This is a genomic window from Halomonas sp. PA16-9 (assembly GCF_009728585.1).
GTDB classification, from domain to species: Bacteria; Pseudomonadota; Gammaproteobacteria; order Pseudomonadales; family Halomonadaceae; genus Vreelandella; species Vreelandella titanicae.
Map to the genome: position 1 here is coordinate 2,401,631 of NZ_CP040451.1, position 18,726 is coordinate 2,420,356.

General features: G+C 56.2%; 17 protein-coding genes and 1 pseudogene. 15 read left to right on the forward strand and 3 right to left on the reverse strand.

Annotation, left to right across the window (positions count from 1 at the left end; genetic code table 11):
- Positions 1 to 73 precede the first annotated feature (73 nt).
- The 3 genes and pseudogenes from FDY98_RS11040 (at position 74) to FDY98_RS11050 (ending at position 3,111) form a co-directional block, all read left to right on the forward strand.
- Positions 74 to 1,171 (forward strand): C4-dicarboxylate TRAP transporter substrate-binding protein, encoded by a 1,098-nt coding sequence (locus FDY98_RS11040; RefSeq protein ID WP_027959319.1) that lies wholly within the window; start codon positions 74 to 76, stop codon positions 1,169 to 1,171.
- Positions 1,172 to 1,260: 89 nt separating this feature from the next.
- The gene (locus tag FDY98_RS11045; protein ID WP_051430437.1) at positions 1,261 to 1,809 is read left to right on the forward strand and encodes a TRAP transporter small permease subunit; all 549 of its coding nucleotides are present in this window, start codon (positions 1,261 to 1,263) and stop codon (positions 1,807 to 1,809) included.
- A gap of 46 nt (positions 1,810 to 1,855) precedes the next feature.
- Positions 1,856 to 3,111, forward strand: a pseudogene (locus FDY98_RS11050) (TRAP transporter large permease).
- Positions 3,112 to 3,439: 328 nt separating this feature from the next.
- Here FDY98_RS11050 and FDY98_RS11055 read toward each other — a convergent pair.
- Positions 3,440 to 3,709, reverse strand: coding sequence for an opioid growth factor receptor-related protein (locus FDY98_RS11055; protein WP_027959321.1), 270 nt, complete (start codon positions 3,707 to 3,709; stop codon positions 3,440 to 3,442).
- A gap of 423 nt (positions 3,710 to 4,132) precedes the next feature.
- On the opposite strand from FDY98_RS11055, the gene FDY98_RS11060 reads away from it, so the two are divergent.
- From FDY98_RS11060 to FDY98_RS11090, 8 genes are all read left to right on the forward strand, one after another.
- Complete coding sequence (locus FDY98_RS11060; RefSeq protein ID WP_231500671.1) at positions 4,133 to 4,486, forward strand: ArsR/SmtB family transcription factor; 354 nt, start codon at positions 4,133 to 4,135, stop codon at positions 4,484 to 4,486.
- 151 nt (positions 4,487 to 4,637) lie between these two features.
- The gene (locus tag FDY98_RS26180) at positions 4,638 to 5,126 is read left to right on the forward strand and encodes an alcohol dehydrogenase catalytic domain-containing protein (RefSeq protein WP_196517988.1); all 489 of its coding nucleotides are present in this window, start codon (positions 4,638 to 4,640) and stop codon (positions 5,124 to 5,126) included.
- Between the two features lie 8 nt (positions 5,127 to 5,134).
- Entirely contained in the window at positions 5,135 to 5,611 is a 477-nt protein-coding gene (locus tag FDY98_RS26185; RefSeq protein WP_196517990.1) for a zinc-binding dehydrogenase, read from the forward strand.
- Between the two features lie 43 nt (positions 5,612 to 5,654).
- Positions 5,655 to 6,005 (forward strand): antibiotic biosynthesis monooxygenase family protein, encoded by a 351-nt coding sequence (locus FDY98_RS11070; RefSeq protein ID WP_027959324.1) that lies wholly within the window; start codon positions 5,655 to 5,657, stop codon positions 6,003 to 6,005.
- Positions 6,006 to 7,051: 1,046 nt separating this feature from the next.
- On the forward strand, positions 7,052 to 8,092 hold the full coding sequence (locus FDY98_RS11075) for an LLM class flavin-dependent oxidoreductase (protein WP_027959325.1): 1,041 nt from the start codon (positions 7,052 to 7,054) through the stop codon (positions 8,090 to 8,092).
- A gap of 205 nt (positions 8,093 to 8,297) precedes the next feature.
- Entirely contained in the window at positions 8,298 to 9,998 is a 1,701-nt protein-coding gene (locus FDY98_RS11080) for an acetolactate synthase large subunit (RefSeq protein WP_051430436.1), read from the forward strand.
- A gap of 169 nt (positions 9,999 to 10,167) precedes the next feature.
- A complete protein-coding gene (locus tag FDY98_RS11085) occupies positions 10,168 to 11,427 on the forward strand; it encodes an aldehyde dehydrogenase family protein (RefSeq protein ID WP_340146485.1) in 1,260 nt (419 codons plus the stop codon).
- Between the two features lie 648 nt (positions 11,428 to 12,075).
- Positions 12,076 to 13,179: an NAD(P)-dependent alcohol dehydrogenase gene (locus FDY98_RS11090; RefSeq protein WP_027959327.1), complete on the forward strand. Its 1,104-nt coding sequence runs from the start codon at positions 12,076 to 12,078 to the stop codon at positions 13,177 to 13,179.
- Positions 13,180 to 13,235: 56 nt separating this feature from the next.
- Here FDY98_RS11090 and FDY98_RS26190 read toward each other — a convergent pair whose 3' ends face one another.
- Entirely contained in the window at positions 13,236 to 13,382 is a 147-nt protein-coding gene (locus tag FDY98_RS26190; RefSeq protein WP_196517993.1) for a hypothetical protein, read from the reverse strand.
- A 60-nt stretch (positions 13,383 to 13,442) separates the two neighbouring features.
- Between FDY98_RS26190 and FDY98_RS11095 the strand changes: the two genes are divergently transcribed.
- Complete coding sequence (locus tag FDY98_RS11095; protein ID WP_196517994.1) at positions 13,443 to 14,300, forward strand: MBL fold metallo-hydrolase; 858 nt, start codon at positions 13,443 to 13,445, stop codon at positions 14,298 to 14,300.
- Positions 14,301 to 14,419: 119 nt separating this feature from the next.
- Positions 14,420 to 15,895 carry an aldehyde dehydrogenase family protein gene (locus tag FDY98_RS11100; RefSeq protein WP_027959329.1) on the forward strand — a complete coding sequence of 492 codons (1,476 nt, stop codon included), beginning with the start codon at positions 14,420 to 14,422 and terminating at the stop codon, positions 15,893 to 15,895.
- Between the two features lie 55 nt (positions 15,896 to 15,950).
- Here the strand turns inward: FDY98_RS11100 and FDY98_RS11105 are convergent, their stop codons facing one another.
- Positions 15,951 to 16,826: a pirin family protein gene (locus tag FDY98_RS11105; RefSeq protein WP_027959330.1), complete on the reverse strand. Its 876-nt coding sequence runs from the start codon at positions 16,824 to 16,826 to the stop codon at positions 15,951 to 15,953.
- Positions 16,827 to 17,054: 228 nt separating this feature from the next.
- On the opposite strand from FDY98_RS11105, the gene FDY98_RS11110 reads away from it, so the two are divergent.
- Both FDY98_RS11110 and FDY98_RS11115 read left to right on the forward strand, forming a co-directional pair.
- Entirely contained in the window at positions 17,055 to 18,221 is a 1,167-nt protein-coding gene (locus FDY98_RS11110; protein WP_196517996.1) for an MFS transporter, read from the forward strand.
- On the forward strand, positions 18,218 to 18,715 hold the full coding sequence (locus tag FDY98_RS11115; protein ID WP_155705826.1) for a hypothetical protein: 498 nt from the start codon (positions 18,218 to 18,220) through the stop codon (positions 18,713 to 18,715). The genes FDY98_RS11110 and FDY98_RS11115 overlap by 4 nt, the downstream gene beginning before the upstream one ends.
- Positions 18,716 to 18,726 lie beyond the last annotated feature (11 nt).

Genomic DNA, 18,726 nt, shown 5'->3' on the forward strand with positions numbered 1-18,726 from the left:
TGTCTATTCCTGCCGAGAAAAACTCGGATTTTATAATAATGCTAATAAAGCAAAAAGATGTCAGGAGTTAATCATGAAAAGAAGAGACTTCTTGAAGATCAGTGCTGTTTCCGTTGGTGGCACGCTGACGCTAACAACGATGCCCAGTACGTTGTTTGCTCAAACAAGCACGCGGCTGAAGTACGATTCTTATGTGACAGAACACGCTTCTCCTTCGGTGTTGGATCGGTGGTTCCTGGAGGAGCTGGAAAAGCGTACCAACGGTGCCGTCGAAATCGATTATTACTGGGCGCAATCGCTCAACAAGGCGGGGGCCCACCTTGATGCTATCAAGAATGGTATTTCGGAAATTTCGCTGATCTCCCCCGGTTATTACCAGAGCGACTTGCCGGTTACCCGTGGCCTCGAGTGGTACTACAAGATGAACCGTGCGGATGCCCTGCTGAAGGTGTGCCGCGATGTGTACCAGCGCTATGAACCGTTGCGGGAAGAGTGGGAAACACGCCATAAATCCAAGGTGCTGTACTGGACGAACTGGTATTACTGCCCGCTGATAACACGCGATCCCATCCACTCGATCGAAGACCTGAAGGGCAAGCGGATTCGAGGTTATGGGGTGGGCACGGATGTGGTGGAAAGCCTGGGAGGCCGTGCCATTCCCATGGCTGCACCGGAGGTCTATTCAGCCCTGGAGCGCGGCGTGTTGGATGGAGCCTACGGCTTCGATTTCATTACCGCGATCAGTTACGCCCTGCATGAAGCCGCGCCGTATATCACCGAAATCGGCGCCGGTCCTCACGGCCCTTCGGCCACGGTGATCGGTATTGATGTCTGGAATCAATTGCCTGATGACGTAAAGCAAGTCATGCAGGAATTGGCCGATGAAATTTACCAGGGCAAGTACCGGGAAATCTATTCGGGTATCGCGGAAGACCGTGTACGCAAGGCAATGGCTGAGGGTGCTCAATTCTCGAAGTGGGACGATGAGCAAATCGATAGGGCGCGTCACCAGGTACAACCCGAGCAGGTCAATAACTGGGTGAATAACGTGGCAAGTGGTGCCGGTATCGATGGGGAGGAAATGCAGGAGATCATCAATGAAGCCATTGAACGCCATGATGGTACCGGTGAGCTGAAGACACCCTACGAGATTTATCAGGATATATCCTGATTCCTGGCGCTACTTCACAAATAGCTGCATTCCACCAGGGCTGCTGAATGGCAGCCCACTGCTTTGTCATGCCGTTGGAGTAACGCACGATGGGTGTATTAGAAAAAACAGACCCAAAACAGGCTGAAGTGAAAAAGTTAGCTGCATTACGGAAGATAGAGTCGCGCTTGGCGAGTATAATAGGCGTCATTGCTGCGGCAGCGCTGCTGTTCATGATGTTGTCTACTGCACTCGATGCAACGTCTCGCAGCTTGTTCAATTTTCCGCTACCGGGTGTTTACGAGTTTTCCGAAGTATCAATGGCAATCATTGTTTACCTGGGCCTGTTATGGGCTCAGCACGACAAAAAACATATCCGTGTGTCGTTGATAAGTGAAAACAGGTCCTTTCCGGTCAAGCAGGCGTGGGAAGGGATTGGTTGGTTGTTTGCGGCTATTTTCCTGTTGGCCATTACCGTGCCCACCATAGAGGGGGCTTATAGCTCGTTTATAGATAAGGAGTTCCGCTGGGGAATCGTTCAGATGCCTATCTGGTGGGTAAAAATTATCGTTGCTTGTGGTCTTCTGCTGGCCTTCATACAAATGACGTTACATTTCATTCTTGCTATCTATTCTTCCTTTGGGGCTGCTGATGAATAATCCTGGCTTGCTTGGCTTGCTTTCCGTGGGGCTTATTTTTGTGCTTATGGGGTTGGGTGTCCCTGTGTTCGCAGCCCTGGGTCTAGCGGGTATTGTCGGTATCGTCATGGTTCAGGATCTGAGCTATGTCTATAATGTCCTGCAGAATTTTGCCTTTGATGAAACGGCTGCGTACCTGTTAACCGTCATTCCGTTATTTATCATCATGGGTAACTTTGCCCTTCATGCGGGGGTTGGAAAGTCGCTCTTTCACGTGGCGAAGCGGTGGTGCGGGCATTTACCCGGTGGTTTGGCGATTTCCACGATTCTAACGTGCGCTGGCTTCTCCGCGACATCCGGCTCCAGCGTGGCCACTGCTGCAACGGTAGGCTCCATTTCGTTACCCGAAATGAAGGCGGCCGGCTACGATAAGCGCCTTTCGGCTGGCTGTGTCGCGGCCGGTGGTGTGCTGGGCGTGTTGATCCCCCCGAGTGTATTGTTGGTCTTCTACGCGGCATTGACGGAAGTGTCTGCTGGCAAGATGCTGGTGGCCGGTATTCTGCCAGGCATACTGTCAGTCGCCGTGTTCGTGGCCGGGGTTTTCATCATCTCTGTTCTGAAACCTGATATGTGCCCGAAGGGAGAACGGGTTGGTTGGAAGAAGCGCTTTACCTCGTTGCGCCGCTCTTGGCAGTTACTGGTATTGATCATTGTGGTGCTGGGTAGCATCTATACGGGCTGGGCGACGCCTACCGAAGCGGCCTCGCTTGGGGCGGTCGCTGCCATCCTGTTTCTGCTGACTTCCCGGCAGGATAGATCGAGCAAGTTACAGTCGATTGGTACCTCTTCGCGTGATGCGGTCAACACGACGGTCATGATCATGATGACCATGCTGGGCGCGGGGTCTACAGCTTCTTCTTGAGCTTGATCCGGATTCCGCAGTTGATCTCGGGCTGGGTGATCGACTTACCACTTCCCGCCATCGTGATTATCGCGCTGATTCTGCTGCTATATGTCCCCATGGGCATGTTCCTGGATGCCTTTTCCATGTTGGTCATCACCTTGCCGATTCTCTTTCCTGTCGTGACGAGCCTGGGCTTCGATCCCATCTGGTTCGGTATATTGGCGATCAAGATGTGTGAAATCGGGTTGATCACTCCGCCGATAGGGTTGAACGTGTACGTCATTGCCGGACTGGATAAGGATACCTCGCTCACGGATGTCTTTTCCGGCGCTTCCTGGTTCATCCTGATGGAAGTCGTGACCATTGTGTTTATTTTCTGCTTCCCATTTATTGCCACCTATCTGCCCAATACGATGTAGGGCTTTATAAGCGCGTCTTTTCAGTAATAGGTATCAAAAGCAAGCACATGCGCAAGGAAGACAGAAAGCTACTATTATTTTACATGACTTGATGCAAGAGAAAATTCCTGCCATTGCTACCCAATGAGCCGGGTTTTGTTGACGCAGCCACCCGGCGCGCAATAACGGAACAGCGTTTTATCCCGGCTCGTAATGAGTTTGGGCCGCTGTTTCTTAGCTTGCGAAAAGGGCTGGATCCGAAGCTGCTTCAATATCGCGTCGGCGACCGGCACCGGTCGCCGACGCGATTGCTTAGGCCTGATCCAGGCTTGATTCAGATCATCCCCCACTAGCTCCCAAATCGGACATACCTCCGACCATCACGTGACAATATCGATTTTGCTAGCATAATTGGCACCAACACGACCCGGGGCGTCAGTAAAGATGCAAAGGCTTTAAAGCGGCCCATTTCCGGGATGGGAAACAGCCACTGGATATAGTCGTGGGTGTGTTCCAGCCAGAAGTAGGGGAGTGCCCAGATGTCTTCTAGTCGACGACGACCCTTATGATCGTGGCCTTCCCCGCGGTAAAACGCGATTAAACACTCATCATTTCCCATTATGCTCCCCGCACTAACGATTCATTGAGCCCATGTAACACCATTTCGCGTACGTGGCGTTCGGTGTCGGATCAATTCAGGCTTCAATTCGTTCTAGAGCGCGGACATAGACTGCAGGTAATCCGTGTTCTTGTGCGACCGGTGTGCTTTGGTAATGCGCGAGTACCTGCTCTGCATTCGCCTTTAGCGTTTCTCGCCACGCCGCGGGGGCCAGTATGTTGCCATTGCCATTGGGGGATAGCGCGGACTTTCCTTGCCCATTGGATCAAGCCGTTGGAACTCATCTCATCAAGTAGCTACCTCGCATCCGTGAGGTATGGCGTTAACTGCCCAACGGCCACAGGGGGCAGTAATCCTTTTAAATACTCTTCGAGAGGCTTGCATATTTGAGAGTAGCTAGACTGTTGGGCTACCAATCAAAAAATGCTCGATCCGCGTATTGACATATCTAAAAACATCGATATAATTGAAGGTATGGAATTAATCGAAATATTTAAAGCCCTCTCAAACCGCACGCGCCTTGAAATCCTGAGGGGTTTAAAGGATCCCGTGAAGAACTTTCCTCCCCAGGATGAAGGGGACGTTCATGAGGTGGGTGTTTGCGTCAGTAGCATTCAAGAAGGCGTCGGGCTATCGCAGTCAACGGTGTCTGGGTATCTTGCAACTCTGCAACGAGCGGGCCTGATCGAAGTCAGGCGCATCGGGCAGTGGACCTACTACAAGCGCAACGAAGAAACCATCAGTGCTCTTGCTGAGCTCATAAGGAAAGAGCTGTAATCTTTAAGTGCGTATATCGATAAATTTCGATATCTCTTTTTTCAGAAACGAGGATTTGCTATGGACTGATATCACAAAGGCAACGTGTAAACTTTTACCATTTTAAATCGAGAAATCTCGATATACCTTTTTGTAGAAGTGAGGATATACAATGAAAGCGCAGATACTTAAAACATTTGCTGGCCCGGAAGCGTTCGAGCTTAGCGAGGTACCCAAGCCAGTGCCGCAGGCGGGACAAGTGCTGGTGCGGGTTCACGCAACCTCCATCAACCCGCTGGACTACCAGATACGACGTGGCGACTACCCAGACCTGGTGCCGCTGCCGGCCATCACCGGGCATGACGTATCGGGTGTTGTCGAAGCCGTTGGGCCAGGTGTAACGAGCTTCGTGCCAGGCGACGAGGTCTGGTACACCCCACAAATTTTTGACGGCCCAGGAAGTTATGCCGAGTACCACGTTGCAGCCGAGAGCATTATCGGGAAGAAGCCGCCCTCACTGAGTCATCTCGAGGCGGCCAGCCTGACCCTGGTTGGCGGGACGGGTGGGAAGCACTGGTCGTGCGTGCTGCGCTCAGGGTGGGGGAGAGCATCCTGGTGCACGGCGGCGCGGGAGGCGTCGGCCATGTGGCGATCCAGGTAGCAAAAGCCATGGGTGCGAGAGTGTTCACCACCGTGCGTGAAGCAAATTTTGAGTTCGCACGGGATCTGGGTGCCGATGTGGTCATCGACTACAGGAAAGAGGATTACGTTGACGCCATCCTGCGGGAAACCGGTGGCCACGGCGTGGATGTAGTGTTCGATACCATCGGCGGCGACACACTATCGCGCAGCCCCGACGCGCTTGCTCAACTTGGCCGCGTGGTCTCGATTGTGGACATTGCCCAACCGCAAAACCTTGTGGAAGCCTGGGGTAAGAACGCCAGTTATCACTTCGTTTTCACCCGGCAAAACCGCGGCAAACTGGATGAATTAAGCGCATTGATTGAGCATGGCCAGCTGCGGCCGCATGTTGGCGCCGTGTATGCGCTTGCCGACATCCCAAGCGCCCACGCGCTGCTGGAGAGCCCCAACAACGGTCTTCGAGGAAAAATCGCGATTGCTGTCGAGCCATCGCTCGTCTCGTAAGTGTGAATGTTTAACCGTTGAACTCAATTTGAGGGAATATCCCATGGTTTATGAAATTGCTCTGCTGCCCGTTCACAAAGAACAGATTGAACAGTTCAGACGTGCATTTGACGAGGTCGCTCCTTTGCTCACCCGCGCCAAGGGTTATGGCGGCCACATGCTCGCACAAGGGATTGAAACGCCAGAGTTATTCAACCTGATCGTGCGATGGGCGTCGCTTGAGGATCACATGCCAAGCTTCGAAGAGAGTGAAGATCATCAGATGTTCATGATGGGCTTAGAAGCGTATTTTGCGGAGGAACCGAAGGTCTACCATATTGAGGGGGCACCTTTTACTACAGGAGAACATGATGATCAGAACAGCCCCTTTGGCACGGTAATACCAGCATCTTAGGAGGTTTGTTGGCTGGTTGTTGTGAGCAACATGCAGGCCTGATGTCGCTAATGTGTAGTAATCGCGGTTTGATCTGACAGTTCCGGCTTTTAAGTCTACGACTGTCAGGTCAAATTCAGCTATTCAGTGTGGTTATTGCGTTCAAGCTAAAAAGGCGCTGATCGGAGAATAGGTCGCCTGCGTGTAAAGCTGCTCCATCGAACGACCCGCAAGGTTAATATTCGCTAATTGGTAACGCTAATGGTCTATCGAAAGAGTACCGAGTCTACGGTACGAAGAAGTGAGTCTATTCGTTGCAACGTTGCCTGGTAAACATTGCTATACCTATTCCTGATGCGGTAGAACGCCTTTGTTTATAGCTGGGTCACGAAATAAGGAACGCTGCAGTGGATATCGAAGAGTTACATTGCTGATCTATGAAGTCATTGACACGAGCAATTTGCCACCAGGCTAACCTACCGGTGACTCTGTCCTGAGAAGGTTTGCTGTCACTGTCAGCGGTAAGCAAGGAGATTGCCCGAAGCAACTGCATCGCAGCTGCGTCTGGGTCTAGATGAATAACTCTTTCCGTCTCTATTAGCAGTGTCAGTATTAGCCTGGTCTGTTTCAAGCAGTCGGCCCTTCAGAGTTGGTTTTGTTTAATGGCTTTGAAGTCGTCGATAACCCATCGGTTTCCAGTAGACATCGCCAGAGGTGCCGTTGCCTCTGGCTAATACTATGCATGTTCACATGTTCGATTCGGTAGTAGTGCCCGATGATTAGCTTTGTCGCGTAAAGGGGAACGCCCAAGGAGGGGAATGTTGTTAGTTGGTCAGCAGGGCTATCGAGTTCTTGCGCTCTTCGTATCTGATTTTTGCGGTACCTGAAGGGGCTTTGGGCGTCGCGCATAACACACGCATCCAAATTGCGGGCTGTCATCCAATAATAAGCGTCGATTCTTTGTGATAGTGACAAGTCAATTCACAAATTTCATCGCGCTCGCCAAGGGTGAACAGCACTGTTATTCGCCGATGATCAAGCATGGCCTACTTGAATGAGGACTTATGATGGAAATCGGTATCGACAGTTTCGCGGCCATTTTTCCTGACCCGGTGACCGGGAAGCTTCCCTCAGCCACCGATCGCATGGCCGACCTCCTTGAGGAGGTCGAAATCGCCGACCGGGTCGGGCTCGACGTATTCGGTATCGGCGAGCACCACCGCGCCGAGTTCCTCGATTCCGCACCCGCGATTATTCTCGCTGCTGCCGCTGCCCGTACCCGCCAGATTAGGTTGACGAGCGCGGTGACAGTACTGAGCGCCGCCGACCCAGTACGGGTCTTCCAGGAGTTCGCTACCCTCGATTTGATTTCCAAAGGGCGTGCCGAAATCGTCGTCGGCCGAGGCTCGTTCGGCGAGGCGTTTCCACTCTTTGGCCTTGATACTCGGGCTTATGATGAACTCTTTTCTGAAAAGCTTGATCTATTTCTGAAACTGGGCGAGACGACCAATATCACCTGGGATGGGCGTTATCGCCCAGCGCTTCGCGGAGAGGGTGTCTTTCCGCGCCCCCACCAGCCGCGATTGCCATTATGGGTCGGCGTCGGCGGAACACCGGCATCATTCGCGCGGGCTGGCACACTTGGCCTTCCATTGATGGTCGCCATTATCGGCGGCAGTTTCGAGCGTTTCCGCCCACTCGTCGATCTCTACCGCGAAGCGGGCCTGAGAGCTGGGCACCCGCCCGAGAAACTAAAGGTAGGCGTCCACGCGATGGGCTTTGTCGGTGAAACGGATGCTGAAGCCAGAGACGCCTTCTTCCCCGGCTGGGCGCACCTAACCGGGACGATAGGGCGCGAGCGTGGGTGGCCAGCCCCGACACGCCATCAGTTCGATGATATGGCCAGCCCCGAAGGTGCTTTCCTGATCGGCGACCCAAAAACGGTGGCAGCGAAAATGCTCAAGTTAAACGAGACGCTCGGCGGCGTGTCTCGCATCACATTCCAGATGAGTACTGCGGCGTTAGACACGGCGGCAATGAAGCGTTCTATCGAACTCCTGGGTACCAGCGTCGCGCCAATCGTGCGGGCCACCTATGAAACGCCTTGAACGTTATGCTCTGAGCGCTGACGGACAAAAGCGATGTGCCGGAAATCGCTGCAAATCGCCGCAAGCGTTTGAGGACTTGGCGATGATCCGCGGCAATACCGAGATACCTAAGCTCGCCCCCTTTTTCAAGACGCGATCCACCAGTATTGGATAGGCACGGTAACTTCGCTATCCCTCATGCAGCCTGCTACAGGAGAATTCCACCATGACCAAAGCATCCGATCTGTTCATCCAGTGCCTAGAGGAAGAAGGGGTAGAGTATATTTTTGGGGTTCCTGGCGAGGAGAATCTCGATATGCTCGACAGCCTCAGCCGCTCGACCAAGATTCAACTAATCCTTACCCGGCACGAACAGGGGGCAGGCTTCATGGCTGCAACCTATGGTCGGCATACCGGCAAGACAGGGGTATGCATGGCGACGCTAGGGCCGGGCGCGACGAATCTAGTCACCGCCGCCGCCTATGCGCAGCTTGGCGGTATGCCGATCCTGATGGTCACCGGGCAAAAGCCGATTAAGAAGTCGAAGCAAGGCCGCTTCCAGATCCTCGATGTGGTTGACATGATGAAGCCGCTGACCAAGTTCACTCATCAGCTCGCCAGCGCCGACAACATCCCCAGCCGGGTGCGTGAGGCATTCCGGCTCGCCGAAGAGGAGAAACCCGGCGCGACGCATATCGAGTTTCCCGAGGACATCGCCGACGAGAAGACCGAGTCGATGCCGCTCAAACGCAGCCACACGCGACGGCCCAGTGCCGACGGGAAGTCGATCCGCGCTGCGGTGCATGCGCTTGAAAAAGCCAAATCACCGATCCTGGTGATCGGCGCAGGTGCCAACCGCACTATGACCTGCCGGATGCTGAACCAATTCATTGAGAAGACTGGCATTCCGTTCATTACCACTCAGCTCGGCAAGGGTGTGATAGACGAACGCCACCCCAAGTTTGTCGGCTGTGCGGCTCTGTCATCGGGCGACTTTGTCCACCGCGCGGTCGAGGCCGCCGACCTGATCGTTAATATCGGTCATGACGTGATCGAGAAACCGCCGTTTTTCATGCTGCCGGGCGGTACGCAGGTGATCCATATTTCGTCCAAGACAGCTGAGGTTGATCCAGTCTATTTTCCGCAGATCGAGGTTGTTGGCGACATCGCCAATGCTATCTGGCAGATCAAGCAGGACATCGTTCCCAATGGCGGCTGGACGTTCGACGCGATACTGGCGGCGCGCAAGCGCCAGGTCGAGCACACCGCGTCGATCTCGGGCGATGCGCGCTTCCCTATCTTCCCACCTTACCTGGTAGAACAGATTCGCACGGCGATGCCTGAAGACGGCATCATCTGTCTCGACAACGGGATATACAAGATCTGGTTCGCGCGCGACTATCCGGCTTACCGTCCCAATACCGTGCTGCTCGATAACGCGCTCGCTACGATGGGCGCGGGCCTGCCCTCGGCCATGGCATCGGCGATGGTTTATCCCGATCGCAAGGTGATGGCGATCTGCGGCGATGGCGGCTTCATGATGAACAGCCAGGAAATGGAGACCGCCGTTCGCTTAAAGCTCAACCTCACCGTGCTAATCCTCAACGACAATAGCTATGGCATGATTCGCTGGAAGCAGTCGAACATGGGCTTCAAAGACTGGGGGCTGACTTATGGCAACCCCGATTTCGTCAAGTATGCAGAAAGCTATGGCGCTATCGGGCATCGTGTGGAAAGCGCTGAGCACCTTAAGCAACTGCTCGCGCATACCCGCGACACGCCGGGCGTCCATCTGATCGACTGCCCAGTTGATTATTCGGAGAATGACCAGATCCTCAACATCGACATCAAGATGCTGTCGAAAGAATTGCACTCCTTTTCCCCGGTTTCGACGGAAAGTGGGATGCGCCCTGGGAGTTTCGAATGACTAAGCTCAAGTCCATCTATCCGCTCTATCTCAACAACGTGGCGCAGCAGCCGAACACCGATCTTGCCGTGACCGACAAGTTCACCGGCGCGGTCGCGTTTCACGTTGCTCAGGCCGATGCTGCGACGATCGATGCGGCGATCGCGGCGCAGTGGAGGCAGCAGAACCAATGGCGCGGATGGCAAGCTACGAGCGTCAGGCGGTGCTGGCCCATTGCGTCACCCGCTTCACCGAGCGGTTCGACGAGCTCGCGTACGCACTGTGCGTCGAGGCGGGCAAGCCGATTAAGGACAGCGAGGGGGAGGTCGGGCGACTGATCGATACCTTCCGTATCGCCGCCGAAGAGTCGGTGCGAATGACTGGAGAGGTTCAGTCACTCGATATCGCGCCGCGCGCCAAGGGCTATCAGGGCATCTGGAAGCGCGTACCCATCGGGCCCTGTTCGTTCATTTCGCCATTCAACTTCCCGCTTAACTTGGCCGCCCACAAGATAGCTCCGGCGCTTGCGGTGGGCTGCCCGTTCGTGATGAAACCAGCGAGCCGTACCCCCTTGGGCGCGATCATTATCGGCGAAGTGCTTGCCGAGACCGACTTGCCCAAAGGTACATTCTCGATTCTACCCGCCAGCCGCGACGGTGCTGACCTGTTCACCACCGATGAACGACTCAAGCTACTCTCGTTCACTGGATCTCCCGATGTCGGCTGGGATCTCAAGGCGCGCTGCGGCAAGAAAAAAGTGGTGCTCGAGCTCGGCGGTAATGCCGCGGTGATCGTTGATGCGGATGCCGATCTCGATGATGCGCTGGAGCGTGTCATTTTCGGCGCTTTCTACCAGTCGGGACAGAGCTGTATCGGGGTGCAGCGCATCATCATCCATGCCGATGTCTACGACCGTTTCCGCGACATGCTGGTCGACAGAACAAAGACGCTGGTGGCGGGCGACCCCAAGCAGCGCGACACATTTATCGGCCCGATGATTCATATCAAGGAGGCGACGCGGCTCGAAACCTGGGTCAAAGAGGCAGTCGCCTCTGGTGGGAAGCTACTCTGCGGCGGCAACCGCGAGGGTGCGATGCTCGCAGCCACCCTGCTCGAAGCCGTGCCTGCCGACACCAAGATAGTCACTGAAGAGGCATTCGGGCCGGTCGCTGTGCTGTCACGCTTCACTGATTTCAATGCTGCACTCGCCGAGGTCAACGCCTCTAAATTCGGGCTGCAGGCGGGCGTCTTTACCCGCGACTTGTTCAAGATGTTCGATGCCTGGGATCACCTTGATGTCGGTGGGGTGGTGATCAACGATGTGCCCAGCTATCGCGTCGACAACATGCCCTATGGCGGGGTCAAGGATTCCGGCCTGGGCCGCGAAGGCGTGCGTTTCGCGATGGAAGACATGACCGAAATCCGCAACCTGGTGATTCGCCGACCCTAAAGTTCGCCTTTGAGGCGGCATTTAAGGCCTCAGGGCGTAACCCCTGAGCCTATCCCCATTAATCCGGGCCAGGAAGGAACAGCCTTTGACGCTTTACCGGGGGTTCGGTCAGAGCCCGAATCTTCTGGGCAGGGGTACTGACCTGGCGAGGGGAGTCCGTGCACTCCTGAGGAGGGTGGTAGGCGAAATCCCTCCAGCGTAAGCAACTTCCACGAATGTCTGTAGCTCTTCAATGTCTATTTCAGTGTTCCTCATCTAGCGCTAAAAGTTCTTGCCAAACGCTACTCCCCGATTGAGAAGATAAATAGGACGCTACTGCTACCTCTATGCGCCGCCGCAGCATAGAGCACCAAGGCAAATTCCCAACCCCGCAAGAACTCTGACTTTCAGTGCAACGCCTGGTAATTGTATTCGCCGAATAGTCGACGATGATCAGATCTTCTCGCTTGCAGGTGATCACACGCTCATACAAATCTCCGGCAGCCATCCAATAACAAGCGACGGTGCTTTGCGAGAGTGAAGGCGTTTTACGAACCTCTGTATTTCAAAGAGGTAAGCACAATGCCGATTGGGTACGGGCGATCATCTCGCGGAACAGCAACGCCTGCGAGCCCTTTCCACTTTTCAACCAGACCCGCAGGACTACTTATGACCACTAAAGCTCGCGCAGCCGTGATCGAACGAAAGGATGCTCCGTTCGTGATGCACGATGTCAGCGTTGAAGATCCCCGGCCGGACGAAGTACTCGTGAGGATGGTTGCGACAGGTATTTGCGCAACTGACGCGCATGTCCGGCAGCAGCTGTTGCCAACCCCGTTGCCGGCAATTCTGGGTCACGAGGGCGCGGGCATTGTTGAGCGCGTCGGTTCAACGGTGACGCACTTGAAGCCCGGCGACCACGTAGTGCTGTCCTACAATTCTTGCGGGCAGTGCAAGCCCTGTCTGTCTTCTCACCCGGCTTATTGCGACAAGGTCCTGGAGGCCAACTTTGCAGGCGCCAGACTGGATGGCTCCATCGGTGTCAATGCACAAGGCGCGGGCGATCTCCATGCCCATTTCTTCGGTCAGTCCTCGTTCGCTACTTATGCGCTCGCCCACCAGCGTAATACCGTCAAAGTGCCAAGTGACATTCCACTGGAAATCCTCGGGCCGCTCGGCTGCGGCTTGCAGACCGGGGCAGGTGCAATTCTGAAAGCGATGGAGGTACCGGTCGGCGCCACTGTTGCCATATTCGGAGTCGGTGCGGTCGGTCTTGCCGCGATCATGGGCGCCAAGGTGGCTGATGCCGCCACCATCATTGCCATTGATGTGAATGAGCAAAGGCTGACGCTTGCCATGGAGCTTGGTGCGACACATGTCATTAACGCCTCGGGCGGGGTAGACGTCTCCGCCGCCATTCGGCAGATCGAGCAGCGGGGCGTTGAGTTTGTTCTCGATACCAGCGGGCGGGCGTCGAACCTGGATGCTGGAATTAGCGCACTGGCCCCCCTGGGGTGTTTCGGCTTTGTTGCATTCAATGAGCATTCGGGGGCGGTAGTCGATGCATCGCGTCTGGCTGTCGGGCAGACGCTCCAGGGCATTATTCAAGGCGACGTTGTGTCTGCACTGATGATCCCCCAGCTAATCGAACTCTATCGTAGCGGCCGATTCCCGTTTGAACAGCTCATCACCTTTTATGATTTCTCAGACATCAACCAGGCATTCGACGACGTTGCCGCAGGCCGCGTCATCAAGGCAGTACTGCGCTTCTGAGCACTAACAAGAGATACATTTAACAGAGAAAGGAAACAAACCATGTGTGACAACCATCAAAAGCCGATTACGGCATCAGATACTCCCGCTTCTTCGGCATCGACCGTTACGGTTTCCCGGAAGCGGGCGAGCATCCCCTCGACCCAGCTGAATACTACCCAGCGTATTTCTGGAGCGATCGCTTTAAAAGGCTCGGCTATCACTGTGAGGAGCTGCGCGACGGTTTCTACTGGGTCACCAGCGGCGGCTATGATGCCGCGTTCGTGGTGACCGACGAAGGTGTGATCGCGATCGATGCCCCACCGACGCTCGGCGAGAACATGCTGGCCGCGATCGAGGAGGTCACCGACAAGCCGGTGACGCATGTGATCTACAGCCATTGGCATACTGACCATATCGGTGCCGCTTCAGTCTACGGACCGGACGTCGAGATTGTCGCCCACGAGATCACCAAAGAACTGCTGGAGCGCTTCCCGGATCCGTGCCGGCCGCTGCCGACGATCACTTTTGCGAAAGAGTATACGCTGACAGTAGGTGGCGTGACCCTAGAGCTGTCCTACAAGGGCGAGAACCACTGTCCCGGCAACATCTTCATCTACGCACCAGCCCAGAAAGTGCTGACCTGCATCGATATCGTCAGCCCTGGCAGCGCCACCTTTATGCACTGCGATGCCTCGCAGAATATCACCGCCTGGTATGAGGCTCAGCACCAGATCATGGAGTACGACTTCGACTTTCTCGTCGCCGGTCATCATATGAAGTACGGCACGCCCGAGCTGGTCAAGGAGTCCATCGAGTATTTCGCTGACATTCTCGAAGGTGCGCAGGCGGCCGTTGATATTTACGCGCGATCCGACCGGCTGATGGATATTGTTCTGGAGCCAGGTCTCGACCGCTTCTGGGTCGGTACCGAAAACTGGATCAACTCGATGGTTAACTACACGACCAAGTACGTCCTCGAAAAAAAGACCAGCAATGGCAAGCTCTGGTCTGAGCGCCTGGCGGGTGTGACCACGCAGACCAAGTATCACGCCTATACCGTGATGGAGTCGATCCGCATCGAGCGGCCGAATCCCAGCTATCGGCTGCGCGGCGAGAATCCACCGCCATTCCAAGCCTGAGCCCGATGCTGCCCCTCTCGCCTCGTTCTGGCCGGGGGGCACTGTGAGTTAGCGATATCGCCTCACTGTCGGGGCAATGTGGAGCTGTGTCACACCCTATTAAATCCGGAGCAATATTGATGACGACTTACTCTGCTAGTAATTGGATCGATGGCCGCTTTGTCTCTTCGTCGCAGCGCGGCAACTCCATCAATCCAGCGACCTATGAGTCTATCGGAGACTACGCCGATGAAGGCGGTGCCGCGGCCGCTGCTGCTATCGCCGCTGCCTCTCGTGCTTTTCGCGGCACTGGCTGGGCGCACGACACAGAACTGCGTGCCAGGGTTCTCGACCAGATGGCTGAGGCGATCGAAAGGAATCGGGATCGGCTGATTGACATCCTCTCGCTTGAGAACGGCAAGGTTCGGGGTGAAGCGGCAATGGAAGTAGAGGGTTCCCCCAGCAAGCTGCGCTATTGGGCCGCGATGGCGCGCACAGAAGCAGGGCGCGCCTTGCAGCCGCGACCGGGCAGCCTGTCGGTTATCTTGCGCCAGCCCATGGGAGTGGCTGGCGTTATCGTGCCTTGGAACTCGCCGGTCATTCTGGGGACCAGATCGTTCGCGCCGGCTCTGGCGGCAGGGTGCGCCGTAGTGATGAAAATGCCTGGCCAGGTTGCGCAGACTGCAGCCGTGCTTGCAGAGGTTTTCTCCGAGGTAAGAGATCTTCCAAATGGCGTCATGAACATCTTCGTGGAGAGCGGATCAGACGGAGCCGCACTCTTGGTGGAAAGCCCGGATGTGCCGACGATCAGCTTTACCGGAAGCACGAAGACTGGCGCTGCCATCGGCGAGGTCGGTGCGCGACGGATGAAGCGTTTCGGACTCGAACTGGGTGGCAAGGCGCCGATGATTGTCTTTGATGACGCTGACGTTCCCCCCATGCTGCCCGTGCTCGAGAAGGCTCTAACGGTTTTCGCTGGTCAATTCTGCATGACGGGTTCTCGGCTGCTCGTTCAGGACGGGGTGTACGATACGGTTCGGGATCAGCTTGCCGAGCGGCTGCGCGCCGTGCGTGTGGGCCCAGCCTCCGATCCAGCAAGTGACATGGGGCCTTTGATCGACAAGGCGAATGTCGCCCGCGTCGACGAGGTCGTCAGACACGCCTTGAAGGTTGGTGCGACGGCCGTCGTCAGAGGGGGGCCGTTTACCGATGGTCCGCTCGCCAAAGGAGCCTTCTTTCGTCCCGCCATGATAGAGGTCAGTGACAACAGCCTGGCTATCGTTCAGGAAGAGACGTTCGGGCCCGTTCTCACCCTCCAGCGTTTCGGCGACGAGGCTGAAGCCATCGACCTTGCCAACGACAGCGACTACGGATTGTCAGCCAGCGTCTGGACACAGGATATCAACCGCGCCCTGCGTGTTGCTGGGGCGCTGGAGGCGGGCAGCGTGTTCGTCAATGATTGGGCGAAGGTGTATGACGGCACAGAAGAGGGCGGGTTCAAGCTGTCTGGCCTGGGCAGGCTTAACGGACATGCTGCACTTGATGACTTCATCGAGTACAAGCACATAGCGTTGAATCCTGGTCTGGCTGGTCACTCGGCAGGGTCGGCGCGCTAAGACGGCCCTGGCATGCTGGTCATCCGCACTGCGACAGCGGCGACATTCACGGATGTCAGCCGCTCTTGTCCCCGGAGTAGGGAACAGGCCGCATCGTGCCAGCGTGGGGGAATTTCCCCTGGCGATAAGCGGAATAGTAGCCGGCCATTTCCTCGTCGGACCCAGCGATGAAGGGCCCCTTGGCAACCACCGATATGTTCTGCGGCTGGCCGGCGTATAGCAGCAGGCGAGCGCCATTATCACCCGCCCGCAACCTAAGCAGACTGTCGCCGTCGCCCATGGGGCCTGTCCAGCCCACCGTATCTTTAGCAAGTATCTCGGCTGTGGCGCCGACCTCCACCTCTCCATTAATTCCCACCACAAACGCGTTGTAGGAGCCGGGTAAATGAGGTGCGAAAGTGGCCCCAGGCTCCAATCGGATGTCGATCAACGTTACCGGGACTGCGTTCAGCGTAGGCGCCGCCGCGTTCCCTGACTTGCCGCTGTAGACCGTCGCCAGGACGCCAGGCTCAGTGTGCACCGGCATCTCTGCGCGACGTAGGATCTGCACCCGTGGCGGCATGTTGCGCTGCGCTTCGGGCAAAATCAGCCAAAGCTGGAATAGGCGCATCCCGGTGGAGACCGTAGAGTTCTCAGCATGGACGATGCCGCTGCCAGCCGTCATCCATTCGACATCACCTTCCTCCAGCCGTCCCCCGGTATCCTCCATCGTGCCGTTGAGCATGAAGGTGACGGTCTCGAGTCCGGCGTGTGGGTGCGAATCCCCAAAGCTTCCAGCTTCGGTGATGTTGTCATCGGCCATGAGGAAGAACGGATCGGTCGTGGACAGATCACCAGGTGCTATCACCAAAGCGGCCTTATGCCTCTCACCGTCAAAACCCGGACCCAGCGCAGGTATTCTGGTAATACGATCAATCGATCTCTCAAGCATTAGTTCAGTCCTTCTCGTGGTTCAGGTCATGGTTCAGAGCGGCTCGTCAGGAATTGACACCGACTCGGCATTACTGTCCATCATCCCGGATCTACGTGACCTGGATCCAGATGCGCGTTCGAGAACCTAGCGTTGCTCAATACGCAATCCACAGATTGGCGAGTGGCCTTATATACTTCGTCAATGCCAATTCACCGCGATAGCCACCAGCGTGAGCAGCACCGCTCGATGACCACGATTCGCGACCTTCTTGATGAGGAGGTTGCGGAATTCCCCGTGTATGAGCGCTCTCCCGTCCCCGGATCGCCTGCAACGCCGACGCATGGGTCGGCTACTCGACTGGCCTACGCACTTGTCGCGGTGCTGGTTGGGACAACTGCGGGTCTGAACGGCGCACTGGTGAGTGTCAACACCCTCCATCTGCAGCAAATAATGAACCTGAGTGCCCACCAAGTGGCTTGGCTATCGACCTGTTATGTGATGACCGCTGTCTCGGCCAACCTGCTGCTGATTAAGGTGCGACAGCAATACGGGCTGCGCCGCTTCGCCCTGGTTTTTCTGGGCCTTCACGCCATCCTGGCGCTGATGCTGGCGTTCGTACCGGGCCTCGGGACGGCGTTGTTGGTGCGTGCGGTCAGCGGGTTCGTGGCGGTTGCACTGATACCGCTTTGTCTCTTCAACATGATGCAGGCCTTTCCTGCGAGATGGCGTCTGCGGGGTCTGGTACTTGGCATCGGAGTGACGCAGTGCGCCGTGCCGTTGGCCCATGTCCTTTCGCCGTCGTTACTTGCCAGCCAAGGATGGCGCTCATTGTTTTTGCTCGAGGCGGGACTCGCCCTGCTTTCACTGGCGGCAGTGGGGATGTTACGCCTGCCGCCGGCAGAGCGAGTCCGCGTCTTCCAGCCGCTCGACTTGTTGACCTTCGTTCTCATGGGTAGCGGCTTGGCTCTGATCGCTGCTGTGCTGGGTCTGGGCCGATGGGAGGGGTGGTTTCAGGCGCCGTGGATAGTCGCGTCACTTTTCATCGCCATACCGACGCTGGTAGCAGCAGGTGCAATTGAGACGTCCCGCCGGACGCCACTGTTGAACCTTCGTTGGCTCGGGCGCGGAGACGTCGCGCGCTTCGCCGTAGCAGTCTTCATGGCGCGGATCGTATTGGCAGAACAGGGAATCGCGATCGGCGTGGTGAGTGAATTGGGCGGCACGTCGCAGCAACTTGCCGTGCTCTCGATGGCTATGCTGGGCGGAGCGGTCGGTGGGGTTGTGATTAGCGCCCTCACAGTAAATGCCGAGAAGCTTGCCAGGCCAATGATGCTCGCAGTCGGGATTATCGGCCTTGCCGCCCTGGTCGACAGCATGTCGGATGGTGCGCATCATCTGAACGCTTTTACTTGACTCAGGGCGCGATCGCCTTCGCGGGAACTTTCTTTCTGGGGCCCGCGTTATTGCTGGGTATTACTAGCGCACTTCAACACGGCGGCAGGGAATTGATCAGCTTCATCGTTCTTTTCGGGATCGTCAACGCGCTTGGCGGGCTGGCTGGTCCGGCGCTGCTAGGAAGCCACAATGACTGGAACCGGGCAATCGGAGGAACCCCGCTTGGCGCAAGTTTGGATACGTTGCGCCTGGTGGCTGTGATCGCCGGGTTCACGACGATCTACCTTGCGATACTGCTCACCCTGCGGATACGGCGGAAGCTTGCAGAGCTGCGGGCCCTCCGCGAAGCGGCTCTGACGTCTCAACCGGGGGGCGCAGACACGCCCATTGATCAGGAGCTCGAGAGCCGTTGGCGACCGCCTCGCCCCAGTACCGCTTTGGCTACTGTATTTACTGCTCTTGCATTGCTTGGTGGTGCGCTGGTTCTGGCAGCCTGGAAGCTGCCGGTCTGAAGCACAGTCGA

What these genes read in the sequence shown, in the direction of transcription:
- FDY98_RS11040 (WP_027959319.1), top strand. Translation starts at nt 74, where the DNA reads ATGAAAAGAAGAGACTTCTTGAAGATCAGTGCTGTTTCCGTTGGTGGC.
- FDY98_RS11045 (WP_051430437.1), top strand. Translation starts at nt 1,261, where the DNA reads ATGGGTGTATTAGAAAAAACAGACCCAAAACAGGCTGAAGTGAAAAAG.
- FDY98_RS11055 (WP_027959321.1), bottom strand. Translation starts at nt 3,709, where the DNA reads ATGGGAAATGATGAGTGTTTAATCGCGTTTTACCGCGGGGAAGGCCAC.
- FDY98_RS11060 (WP_231500671.1), top strand. Translation starts at nt 4,133, where the DNA reads ATGCTCGATCCGCGTATTGACATATCTAAAAACATCGATATAATTGAA.
- FDY98_RS26180 (WP_196517988.1), top strand. Translation starts at nt 4,638, where the DNA reads ATGAAAGCGCAGATACTTAAAACATTTGCTGGCCCGGAAGCGTTCGAG.
- FDY98_RS26185 (WP_196517990.1), top strand. Translation starts at nt 5,135, where the DNA reads ATGGGTGCGAGAGTGTTCACCACCGTGCGTGAAGCAAATTTTGAGTTC.
- FDY98_RS11070 (WP_027959324.1), top strand. Translation starts at nt 5,655, where the DNA reads ATGGTTTATGAAATTGCTCTGCTGCCCGTTCACAAAGAACAGATTGAA.
- FDY98_RS11075 (WP_027959325.1), top strand. Translation starts at nt 7,052, where the DNA reads ATGGAAATCGGTATCGACAGTTTCGCGGCCATTTTTCCTGACCCGGTG.
- FDY98_RS11080 (WP_051430436.1), top strand. Translation starts at nt 8,298, where the DNA reads ATGACCAAAGCATCCGATCTGTTCATCCAGTGCCTAGAGGAAGAAGGG.
- FDY98_RS11085 (WP_340146485.1), top strand. Translation starts at nt 10,168, where the DNA reads ATGGCGCGGATGGCAAGCTACGAGCGTCAGGCGGTGCTGGCCCATTGC.
- FDY98_RS11090 (WP_027959327.1), top strand. Translation starts at nt 12,076, where the DNA reads ATGACCACTAAAGCTCGCGCAGCCGTGATCGAACGAAAGGATGCTCCG.
- FDY98_RS11100 (WP_027959329.1), top strand. Translation starts at nt 14,420, where the DNA reads ATGACGACTTACTCTGCTAGTAATTGGATCGATGGCCGCTTTGTCTCT.
- FDY98_RS11105 (WP_027959330.1), bottom strand. Translation starts at nt 16,826, where the DNA reads ATGCTTGAGAGATCGATTGATCGTATTACCAGAATACCTGCGCTGGGT.
- FDY98_RS11110 (WP_196517996.1), top strand. Translation starts at nt 17,055, where the DNA reads ATGACCACGATTCGCGACCTTCTTGATGAGGAGGTTGCGGAATTCCCC.